The sequence below is a fragment of the Paenibacillus sp. HJGM_3 genome, assembly GCF_045062745.1.
Classification (GTDB): domain Bacteria; phylum Bacillota; class Bacilli; order Paenibacillales; family NBRC-103111; genus Paenibacillus_AA.
This window is the reverse complement of the sequence record NZ_JBJGED010000006.1, coordinates 271,495-282,406: the sequence shown is the minus strand read 5'-3', so window position 1 is coordinate 282,406 and position 10,912 is coordinate 271,495. Positions and strand designations below refer to the sequence as shown.

Here is a 10,912-nt window from a genome sequence, read left to right as displayed (position 1 = left end):
TATCACAACGATAGCGGAGGAACAACAGTGAAGCGGGAAGAACATGGAATCTTTGAGGAGATTTTTCATAAGAACAGGTCTTATCCAGCTAATCAACATACATTTAATCTTCACCCTGCTAAGCATACGACGTCGTTAATTCAGCAAGTGTTGCGAGATCTATCTGATACGTTCAAGTACTACGAGGAGAACAACCAGTTCCATGAAATCCTCATGTTAACGAATCAACTCAAAAGGCTTCTTCCAATAAACAGTGACCATGAAGTGGATTTGCCGCTAAAGGCAATTCATTATCGAAATGATGAAATGGAGATTCCTTTGTATCCAGAGTTCTTTTTATCCAATCCCTTGTTAATTACGAACTCTAGTGCTGACAACATCCATCTATTTAAGGCGCTAAAATATGAATTGCTAACGGCAGACCATGCGTATTTCATGGTGAGCTTTGTTCGTTGGTCAGGCTTGCAACTCCTGCTAAGAGTCATTGACGATTTTAGAGTAAACAATCCAAATCGTAAGATAATGATTCTAACCTCTACATATTTGAAAATTACTGAGCCTAAGGCGCTGCGACGTCTTCTTGAGCTGCCGCATATAGAAACTAAGGTTTTTGACTCGGGCAAGGTTTCCTTTCACACAAAGGCTTACTTGTTTGAAAGAACTTCGAATTTGCATACGGCGATAATTGGCTCGTCCAATCTGACGTATTCCGCGCTACATACAGGTCATGAATGGAATGTGAAATTACCGGGAACTACGTTTCATTCTATCTTTGAGAGTGCCCATAAAGCTTTCGCGAAGTATTGGAAGGACCCTCATGCGATACCACTGACGACCACGCTTATTGATGCATATGAGAAAGAGTATAACAATAAGAAAGTCATGCTTGTAAATCCGTATGTCGCGGCGCAGCATGTAGATTTCACAGAAAATGTAGCATCCCCCCAAGAATCACAAGAGCAAATCATACCGAACAAAATGCAGCGTGGCGCACTTCAGGCTCTACAAGAAACAAGACAAAACAAGCACTACAAGGCCGTAGTAATAGCCGCGACTGGTACAGGAAAGACATATTTGTCGGCTTTTGATGTGAAGGATTTTGGAGCTAAAACGATGCTCTTTCTTGCACACCGTGACGAGATTCTTGAGAGCTCGATGAAGACTTTCCAACAGGTATTTGGTCATGTAGACCTTTATGGCAAGTTAACGGGCACAAGTAAGGAAGGACATAAACCGTTTCTTTTTAGTACTGTTCAGACCTTATCACGAGATGAAGTTTTAAGCATATATCAATCAGACCACTTTGAGTACATTATTGTCGATGAGTTTCACCATGCTGAGGCTTCTACATACAAGAAGGTACTGGATTATTTTAAACCCAAATTTCTGCTTGGGCTCACTGCCACTCCGGAAAGGATGGACGGCAGGGACGTGCTTGCCCTCTGTGATCATAATGTTGTGTACGAGATCCGCTTAAGGGACGCGTTGGAGGAAGGACTACTTACTCCGTTTCGTTATTTTGGACTCGGGGATCCAACGGTTAATTACGAAGATATCGGGACTCAGAGCAATGGGCTGTTTATTGAAACTGAGCTAGTCAGAGTGCTCAACACTCACGAACGTGTGGATTACGTGATCCAAATGATTCGTAAATATGGTCACGATGGACACTATATGAAGGCACTTGGCTTTTGTGCTTCCATTGAGCACGCCAAATATATGTCTGACGAATTCAACCAACGGGGTTTCAGTGCCGGATATCTTACCGGAAATGATTCTCCAGAACTTCGGCAACAGTTGATTCGAAGATTAGAGGAAGATGCGGATCCTCTTCAAATCATTTTCACCGTTAACATTTTCAATGAGGGTGTTGATATACCAAAGGTCAATGTAGTCTTGTTCTTAAGGCCGACTGAATCCGCAACGATTTTCATTCAGCAGCTTGGCCGTGGCTTAAGAAGGGTGCAGGGTAAAGAGTATGTTACGATTCTCGATTTTATCGGCAACTATCAAAAATCGTTTATCGTACCGTTAGCACTGTCAGGTCAGCATAATCATAAAGCTTTTGACCGAGACTCACTCCGTGTTGCAATTGAAACGGAGTTCGCTGATTTACCAGACGGCTGTTTTGTAGATTTAGAGGAGATATCACGAAAGCAAATTCTAGCTAAAATAGAGACGATTCGCATGGATCGTGATCTCATGCTGATGGATCTTTATAATCAGTTCCGCAAAGAACTAGGGCGTTCTCCGGAAGTTGAGGACTTTTTATATGTTGACGGTGCTCCAAGCTTACATTTCTTCGTAACGAAGTATGGCTCGTGGGTGGAGACTAAGAAAAAAATGAAGGATCTCAATGATTTCGATAATCGCATTCTAAAGGACGAGCTCCTCCTACAAGTAATACAGCGGTTAGAGACTATGCTTCCAATTAAGTGGCCGTATGAGTTGTCTGTATTAGGACTTGCAATAGAGAAGGGCTTGGTTAGTTTTGAAGATGTAGTAGCTGATTTAGAGTTTAGATTCGCTATCCACATAAGTATAGAGCAACAAGCTAATAAAATTTACAGGGCAATGACGAAGCTTGCTGATGTGCAGTCAAGGCAGAATTGGTCATTTGGAATGGCCGATCATGGTAAGTTCTGGCTTGCTCCAGCTATTAGGGAGATGCTCGCCGCGGATCCATTAGTAAAGAAATATGTCATTGAAAGAATTGAATATGGATTGGGAGAGTTTAGGCGGGTTTACCGTCCAAGTACTTTCTTCCATAGCGAGAAAAATGTGATTCTATATCAGAACTACACTCGGAATGATCTAATTTATTTGTTTGAGTCTGAAGCGAAGGAAGGATCTTGGCGTGAGGGAGTAAGTCGGGTTGGTAATCACTATCTACTGTTCATTAATTTGAACAAAGGGGAGCGAGTGGCCGAACACCTGATGTATCACGATTACTTCGTGGATCAGCAGCATTTTCATTGGCAGAGCCAGAATGCTACTTCACACGATTCGACTGTTGGGCAAAATTATATCCATCACCAAACGCGAGACATTCATATCCATTTGTTTGTTAGGAAGTTTGAGAAGATGCACGGGGCGGTGCTGCCATTTACTTATTTGGGTGAAATAGATTATGTAAGTAGTCATGGGGATAAACCGATGAATATCACATGGAAACTTCAGCAGCCTATCCCGGAGGCGTTATATCTGGATTTTATGCGCTAATGTACTTCTTGAGCTCATGAATAGTGGGGATGTCGGCTGGAGCCCAATTCAGCGAATCCAGTTCCGTGAGAGGTAACCATATTAGCTTCTCATGTTCTTTAGGAACGGGAGTGCCTTGTATGATTGCGGATCTATAAGTAATCAGTCTAACGATGACAGTTGGATACTCGTGTGTAGCGTCAGCGATAAGTTCGCTCACTTCGATCGTGCAATCTAATTCCTCTTGGATTTCGCGAATAAGGCTTTGCTGTGGCGTCTCACCAGTTTCGATCTTACCTCCGGGAAATTCCCACATACCTGGGAGTGACATCGATTGGGAGCGGAGCGCACAAAGAACTTCGCTATTGTCGTTAAAGATTACTGCGCCTACAACATTAATTTTTTTCATGTTAGGGTCCTCGCTTAATTTCTTGTTTTTATTTAGAATAGCAGCACACATATAGGAGTTCAAGTTACCACAGAGCGGAGCGAAGTCGATGATCGTATATGAAGCTAAGATGGGTAAGTTGATCGATAGTTAATTCTCTTCATTCAGGCTAGGAACGTTACCTCGATTATGCTTCAGACCATAAGAAACTTCGACTATTCGGGAGTGACGCTCATCTAAGTAAAGAAGAATTCGATAGCATTCAATCAATCCTAATTGATGAAACTCGCTTCCGTTAAATAACTCCTTCTTCACATCAACGGGCGAAGTATAGCCTTTAGAGGTGAATTTAGTAATAAGCTACTTTAAAAATAGGAGGCGTAGATAAGCTAAAAGATAGATGAAATTTTTGTGGAGAATTACAAATTTGTACTTCAAAATATATTGTCATATCAAAGGTATTGTACCAGGGAATTGTGAATTATAACGAAGACAATAATGAAAAAATTCTTTCTTCTAAAATATTTTCAGAATTTGCTCAGGTCCTGACGGCTCACGGAGCGATCCGGAAGCGAGCCTGACAACGATCGAGCTTCGAAAGGTGATCATCACGGAATCCCTGAGACTTCTGAAGATTACCAATGTGAGGCTGGAAGGAAACTTCGCTCGGATTGCAGGTTCACTCGGGGAGTACGGCGTGCATCTCGGGAGCGGAACTGTACAGAAACAAGCGGCCGGCACCTTGTACATCCTACCGGTTCATTCGCAGCATCGGGGGAAGTTGTTCCTTCCGTTTATGGATGAGGACCCGAAGACATCCGAGATTTTGTCCAAAATCGTGATGCTTGCGCAAGATACAAAGATCAAAGATCCGCATATTTTGGAGCAGCTTAGAGAGAGGCAATACATATAAAAATCTGGGGCGGGTTCAACGAACCCGCTTTTTGAATTTATCACGAAACAACCCTCTACTCCTGGTTTGGAGTTGAGGGTTGTTGTTTATTTTTAACTACCGCGTATACACGTCCAACAACAGCGGCGAATTGTGGTTTTGTCGAGTCACGATTCCCAACCACCGTTATAAGACTTAGGAACCTGTAGAGTCAATAAATCTCGCATTTTTAAGAGCATATTCTAAAGCCATATTAACTATTTCGTTACGGGAACGATTACTCTTTCGGGCAAGTTCATCCAATTTCTCCTGTACATGCTTTTCTATGCGAATCGTCATTGTAACAGTCTTATCCTCTCTGGGGGTAATAATAAACTCGTCATTATTCATAAAATCACCTCACGTATCAGTATAGAAAGAAAGTGAGGAGTTAAAACATAACACAATTTGTGTTATAATATGATTACAAAATGTGTTCTATTTTGAACTTGTTGTACTTATGAGCAAATGTACAAATATGGGAGGAGAACATAAACATGACCGAAGATCGAATTGTGACCGTAGTTCTGTTTGGCGTTGCCCTTATTGGAATTGCTATTATAACCATAATGGAGATTAGGTTTAGGAAAGCCAACAAAGATCGGTTCCGAATCAAATGATTGGTATACAAACCTTTTGAAGGAAAAGCCGGCAGACGGGCGGAACGAGCCTGCTTACCTGCCGCACATCCTGCAAACCGTTGCGCGATGTCTCGGGAAACCAGCCGAAGAGGTGGCTAAGGCTACGACGGAGACAGCGGCGGAGTTTTTCGGTATTTGAGATATATAAAAGCTCAAGCGCCGGGCTTCCCTGACCGACGCTTGAGCTTATTTTCTTCTATAGAACTTTTCCCAGTTCTGAATGACTTCAGCCTGAGTTGATAATCGATCTTGCAGCCATGGGGATGTGTTCCATTCGCGTATCGCTTGCTGTCTGGTTTTAAAAAAACGGTAATCGCAAATAGTCCAGGAACAGAACAACTTCCGATACCATTTTCCGTTTTGAACGTCATCTGTGAAGCGGCGCACGGCCTTGCTGGCCTGCTGTTTACTCCAGCAGGTACCAGGCGTATGGTGGTCTGTCCATACGGGTGATTTTTTTACACTCTTGCTCATTTGGCGCTCTAACCCTCCTTATGGGAAGCTAGAGGCCGTCTAATATCTTCATTTTTCACCTCATCTAAAGTTTGTTGTTTTCTGCATATATAAACGCCGCGGATAAAAATATGTTTCTTATAACGGTAATATTTAGTTGGCAGACTTTTGTTGTGTGGAGAATACTGGATAACCTTTTACCTGAGGATAAATTCAGATCAAGATATTCAAACCCATTTAGGTCAGCCAGCACGGCGGGAGCGGATCAGAGTGATACCGGCAAGAACTAAGCTAAGGATCCCCATCACGATGGCGATGACAGCCGCAGCTCTTCCGTCGCCAGTGCCGTAATCACCAGGGAACATGGTCATATGAATGAAAGCATAGATAATCACGACCAGCGCCACCCCTACGGATATGATGGCCCCGTTTCGCCCACCATTGCCAATACGACGGATGGAGCGGGATAGAGACAGCCCAGCGAAGATAGCGTTCGCCAGCCCCACAAACGCGTCTACCGTGGACCAGATTCGCCCGGTCGTGATTACATATCCGACTTTATTTTCAGCATAAGCAATCGTTGGTATGAGTAGAAGCGCACAGAGTATTCCGAATGAAACTAGTTTCATTTTCATATGCTCATTCCTCCTCTTTATTGTTTTTACAAACTGAATCTATATCAGCTTTCACTTTACACAACAAATGTCGAGAACTTATGCAGATCTTCCCTATTTTGCATGGATTTCTTTCAGAGAAAACAAAAATCTTATCTAGAAGGTGAGGAGTATGGATCATAATTCTGAAGAGTTTAGACGGCATTGGGAGAAGGTAATAGCTGAAAACAGGAGTAAGTTGCTGCAGATCAAGCCGGAGGAAGGTTTTAGGAACCACCCCTGGTTCACGATATTCTCGCGGAGGGGCTTACGGGAACGGCTCGTGTGCTAACCAAGTCCAATGATGAAGCTATGCAGGTCGCTGGGTTGCTGGTGAAGCATGGCATGCAGGCCAAACTGATTCAGTCCAATGATGGATTTAGCTTGTATAATCTGCTCGAGGTGCGGTATTTTCTAAGTCAGCTTCATCTGGATCAAGGCATTTATATGATTAGCGACGAGGCTTGGGCTGCTGCCGAGAGGAATTTGGCGGAGAAATTCTACAGCAGTTCGAACCTGGAGCTCTGCATGAACCTCATTCGGGATTTTGAAGCGGCCAATCCAAGGAACAAGTACGTATCCGATCTAGATTTGTTCATCCGAGAGTCCAGCCTGGAAGACTTCTTCCGGGCTAACACCGAGACCATTCTGGTATCCACCATTCATAAGGCGAAGGGTCGAGAGTTCGACCATGTTTTTCTTATGCTGGATCAGTTCAACGTTGGAACGGAAGAAGCATTACGACAGCTATATGTCGCCATGACCAGGGCTAAACGCAACTTGACGATTCACTATAACGGGAGATACCTGGATTTCATCCGAACCGATCATCTTCAGACCGTCGATGAGGATCAAGCTTGTTTGCCGCCTGCTCAATTAGCCGTGCAGTTGACATATCGGGATGTATGGCTGGACTTTTTCCTAAGCTGTCAGCCTTTGATTTCACAGCTTAATAGCGGGGATGTGCTCACCGTTGATGGAGATTGCTGTAGGAATGCTAAAGGACAAGCCGTCGTAAGATTTTCAAAGCAATTGCTAAACAAGATCGAGGCGCTGAAGAAAAAACGATATGAGCCTACGCTAGCCAAAATCAGGTATATTGTATTCTGGCAGAAAGAGAATGTGGACTATGAGGTTCGGGTTGTGTTGCCGGAGCTGTATTTTGAGCAGGTGGAGGATCGGAGGTACTAGGAGCTGCGCCTTTTGGAGTATTTCGATGATATTGCATCCTAAAAAAATCGTGACGCAATTCCTACGTTCTTAAGCCATGAAAATAGCTGCATAAGGAGAACGTATCGATATCGATCTCGAAGCGATCGGTCAACAAAGCTGCCCGGGGCACTCTAATGAGTGCTCTTTGTTTTATTTCAAAAACTTCAAGGAGCAGGAGAAGTAGGGGAAATCATGTACAGGAATATAAGGCAGAGATGTCGAAATAACACGAATCGCTGATACTCTGTCTTTCATTTTCTGGAGGGCTGTCCCATGTTTGCCGCAACAAAATTACATATCCCTCAAGAACGACACGCGATGGTAGCACGAATGGAGCTGCGGAAACTGCTTGACGAAGGCATGGGCGCGAAGCTGACGCTCTTATTCGCTCCGTCCGGCTACGGGAAAACGACGGCGTTAAGCGAGTGGGCGAAACAGTGCGGCAAGCTTGTGGCATGGGTGTCGCTGGGCAGGCAGGACGACGATTGGTCCACCTTCTGGAGCATGGTGATCGCTTCGATCCGGAATCGCGTCGACGGCTTCGGCCTGACCGTAAGTCCGCTGCTGGAGGAGGGGCCTTCGGCTTCTTCCGCATCGGTGGAGCCGGCGATGACAGCCCTGTTGAACGAACTGAATCGAATGACCGGCGAGTTGGTCGTCATGTTCGACGATTATCATCTCGTCTCGACACCGGCTATCCAGCATTCCATGAGCTACTTGCTGGAGTACCTCCCTCCTCATATTCATATTTATTTCGCAAGTCGTAACGACCTCCCCTTTCCGACGGCAAGATGGTTGGCCAAAGGGGAGATGCGCCGGATTACGATCGAGGAATTAAGGTTCCGACCGGAGGAAGCGCATGAGCTCTTCCGAGAGACGACGGAGTTGAATTTGTCGGCGCAGCAGCTCCATATTCTATACAATCAAACCGAAGGCTGGGTTAGCGGCTTGCGGCTTGCGGCCATCGCGCTAAAGCGGAGCGACGATGTGGCTGAATCGATTCGTCAATTCAGCGGCCGTCAGCAGCACATATCCGATTACTTGCTGGAGGAAGTCATTCGCGATCTGCCGGAGGCGATGCGCGATTTTCTGCTGCAAACCTCCGTGTTAAGCCAGATGAATCATAGCTTGTGCGAGGCCGTGACCGGACAATCGAATGGTCAGCGGCAGTTGGAGCAGCTGGAGAAACTTCAGTTATTCATCGTTCCGTTGGACGACGAACGCAACTGGTATCGCTATCACCATCTGCTGTCCGATTTTCTCCAGTCGATGCTGGCTCGAACAGCGCCAGAGCTGTGGGTCCAGGCGAATAGGCGTGCCGCACAGTGGCTCGACAATAGCGGGTTTATCGTAGAAGCGGCGGAGCATTATTTGGCGGGACGGCAGTATGAAGAGGTTGTTCGCCTGATCGAGGCGCATCTGTTCAAGCTTCTAGGGGGCGGTAAGAACACCGTGGTCGCTCGTTGGGTCATGCAAGTGCCCGAGTCGTACATAGCGGACAGGCCGCTGGTCGAGCTGTTCTATATGCTCGTGATGATCGGCGTTCGCCAGTTCCATAACATACCGGATCGAGCGGAACGGCTTCGAGTCCGTTTCGAAGCGTTGAAGGGTCGGATGGACGCTGACGTTTGGCGCATGACGATGGGGGAAATCTATTATTTTTGCGGGACCGCGGCTTATATAAGAAAAGACCTTGAGGGCACGGCCGACTATTTTATTCGAGGGGACACGCTAGTCCGCGAACAAAGCCTCTTCATTCAAGGCGGGAACAATAAGCATTATTCGATTGAAGAGTTCGATGACCATCTGAGTTACGTTAACGATTATCAGGGTGCGGCACGATTGTTCGCTACGATGATTGCGTATTGGCAAAACCGCAGGAACCATCCGTTCGCGACGGCGATGTACGCATCTTATGCCAAAGTATTGTACGAATGGAACCGGCTGGAGGAAGCGCAGGAATGGCTGGACGGAATCATGCATACAGAAGGCTTCGCGCCGGTTCCTCGCAATCGGTTTCAGCTGTTCGTGGCAGCTTCGAGAATTCAGCAAGCGAAGGGAAATGCGCGAGAAGCCGTTACGCTGCTTGAACAACTGAAGCTGGAGATCGACTCGCCCGACTATGCGATCTTCATCCGTAAGATCGAAGCGGAACAGGCGAGCTTGGCGGTGCGACAAGGCGATATGGTGTTCGCCCGGCGGTGGCTGGATCAATGCGGAATGTCTCACTCCGATGAGGCCATGTTGGACACCGTGTCCGAACAATTCGCGCTTGTTCGCGTTCTGGCCGCCTGCGGACGATTCGAACCGGCGTTGACTCTTGCTGAGCGGTTGTATGTTCTGTTGGCGAAGGAAGATCGTCTGCGCGACAGCATTCATGCGCTAATCTTGATAAGTACAACGTTGCATCGCGGCGGGCAGATCGAGCAAGCGCTTGAGAGTCTGGCTACCGTGTTGCGTCTCGCAGAACCGCAACAGTTTATTCGCAGCTTCGTGGATGAAGGAGCGGCGATGGCGGAGCTGTTGACGATCTATGTACGTTCGAATGGAGATGGGGGCGCGGCGAAGGGAGCGAGTTATGCGCGCTCCGTCCTGCAAGCCTTTCCTGATTACCGCGCGACTCCGCGAATGAGAATCCGATGCTTCGGGCGGCTTCGCGTAGAGTCGGAGACTGGTGTCGCGATCAAGTGGCGGACTTCCAAATCCGAGGAATTGATGGCCTTTCTAGTTCACCATCGCGGTGCGGCGGTGAGTCGAGATCGCATTCTCGATGCACTGTGGGGAGGGGTGAATGTGGAGCGGGCTGGCGCTCAGTTCCATACCACGACCTCCTATCTGCGCAGAGCACTCAGTCAAATCGGGTTTGCCGGCATCGTGCAGCACGTGGATAACGGTTACCGTCTCGATATGCGTTCCATGAACTGCGATCTCGAGGAGTGGGATCGCTTAATGGCGGTCGGGACGGAGATTATGGATGTAGCGCTGCGCGACTATTCCGGTGAGCTTATCGATTTTTACGGGGAGGGGTACTTGGCAGGTGCTCCATACGACTGGGCATGGCCCATACGAATGCGGCTGGAAGGCGAATACGTCGCGATGCTGCTTCGACTCCATGAACGCCTGAAGGAGAACGGGCAGCTGGAGGCCGCAATAGAGTTGCTTAAGCAGGCGCTTACACACGATCCGATGAACGAGTCCATTCATGAGTCGCTGATTCGCTTGCTCGTTCTGACGGATGACCGGGTCGCGGCGATCAAGCAGTATGAGGCGCTCAGAATGATGCTGCTGACTGAATTCGGGATCGAGCCGAAGGAAGCGGTCAGGAGGTTGCTCGATTTCGAAGGGGGGCAAGACGAGTTCATGCGTGAGGGAAATACATAGTGCAGTCGCTCTATCGCCATCATTCTACGCAGATCGCGATTTGTTTAGGTTT

7 protein-coding genes and 1 pseudogene are annotated in these 10,912 nt (G+C 46.9%); 4 read left to right on the top strand and 4 right to left on the bottom strand.

The features are described 5' to 3' along the window. Positions 1-27: 27 nt before the first annotated feature. A complete protein-coding gene (locus tag ACI5FR_RS09675) occupies positions 28-3,222 on the top strand; it encodes a DUF3427 domain-containing protein (RefSeq protein ID WP_405453652.1) in 3,195 nt (1,064 codons plus the stop codon). On the opposite strand, the gene mutT is transcribed toward ACI5FR_RS09675, so the two are convergent. Then, complete coding sequence (mutT, locus tag ACI5FR_RS09670; RefSeq protein WP_405453649.1) at positions 3,212-3,610, bottom strand: 8-oxo-dGTP diphosphatase MutT; 399 nt, start codon at positions 3,608-3,610, stop codon at positions 3,212-3,214. The genes ACI5FR_RS09675 and mutT overlap by 11 nt on opposite strands. Positions 3,611-4,151: 541 nt before the next feature. Here mutT and ACI5FR_RS09665 point away from each other — a divergent pair. Continuing rightward, positions 4,152-4,502, top strand: a pseudogene (locus ACI5FR_RS09665) (DUF7737 domain-containing protein); the annotation flags it as partial. A gap of 174 nt (positions 4,503-4,676) precedes the next feature. On the opposite strand, the gene ACI5FR_RS09660 reads toward ACI5FR_RS09665, so the two are convergent. The 3 genes from ACI5FR_RS09660 to ACI5FR_RS09650 form a co-directional block, all read right to left on the bottom strand. Beyond that, positions 4,677-4,871 carry a ribbon-helix-helix protein, CopG family gene (locus ACI5FR_RS09660; protein WP_405453646.1) on the bottom strand — a complete coding sequence of 65 codons (195 nt, stop codon included), beginning with the start codon at positions 4,869-4,871 and terminating at the stop codon, positions 4,677-4,679. A gap of 476 nt (positions 4,872-5,347) precedes the next feature. After that, positions 5,348-5,635 carry a hypothetical protein gene (locus ACI5FR_RS09655; RefSeq protein ID WP_405453643.1) on the bottom strand — a complete coding sequence of 96 codons (288 nt, stop codon included), beginning with the start codon at positions 5,633-5,635 and terminating at the stop codon, positions 5,348-5,350. Positions 5,636-5,856: 221 nt separating this feature from the next. Continuing rightward, complete coding sequence (locus tag ACI5FR_RS09650; RefSeq protein ID WP_405453640.1) at positions 5,857-6,249, bottom strand: DUF6223 family protein; 393 nt, start codon at positions 6,247-6,249, stop codon at positions 5,857-5,859. 303 nt (positions 6,250-6,552) lie between these two features. On the opposite strand from ACI5FR_RS09650, the gene ACI5FR_RS09645 reads away from it, so the two are divergent. Beyond that, on the top strand, positions 6,553-7,458 hold the full coding sequence (locus ACI5FR_RS09645) for a 3'-5' exonuclease (RefSeq protein ID WP_405453637.1): 906 nt from the start codon (positions 6,553-6,555) through the stop codon (positions 7,456-7,458). 339 nt (positions 7,459-7,797) lie between these two features. Then, positions 7,798-10,860, top strand: coding sequence for an AfsR/SARP family transcriptional regulator (locus ACI5FR_RS09640; RefSeq protein WP_405453634.1), 3,063 nt, complete (start codon positions 7,798-7,800; stop codon positions 10,858-10,860). The last annotated feature ends 52 nt before the right edge of the window (positions 10,861-10,912 follow it).

Bases quoted from the DNA above. Each gene is read 5' to 3' on its own strand.
- mutT (WP_405453649.1), bottom strand. From the start codon at position 3,610: ATGAAAAAAATTAATGTTGTAGGCGCAGTAATCTTTAACGACAATAGC.
- ACI5FR_RS09660 (WP_405453646.1), bottom strand. From the start codon at position 4,871: ATGAATAATGACGAGTTTATTATTACCCCCAGAGAGGATAAGACTGTT.
- ACI5FR_RS09655 (WP_405453643.1), bottom strand. From the start codon at position 5,635: ATGAGCAAGAGTGTAAAAAAATCACCCGTATGGACAGACCACCATACG.
- ACI5FR_RS09650 (WP_405453640.1), bottom strand. From the start codon at position 6,249: ATGAAAATGAAACTAGTTTCATTCGGAATACTCTGTGCGCTTCTACTC.
- ACI5FR_RS09640 (WP_405453634.1), top strand. From the start codon at position 7,798: ATGGTAGCACGAATGGAGCTGCGGAAACTGCTTGACGAAGGCATGGGC.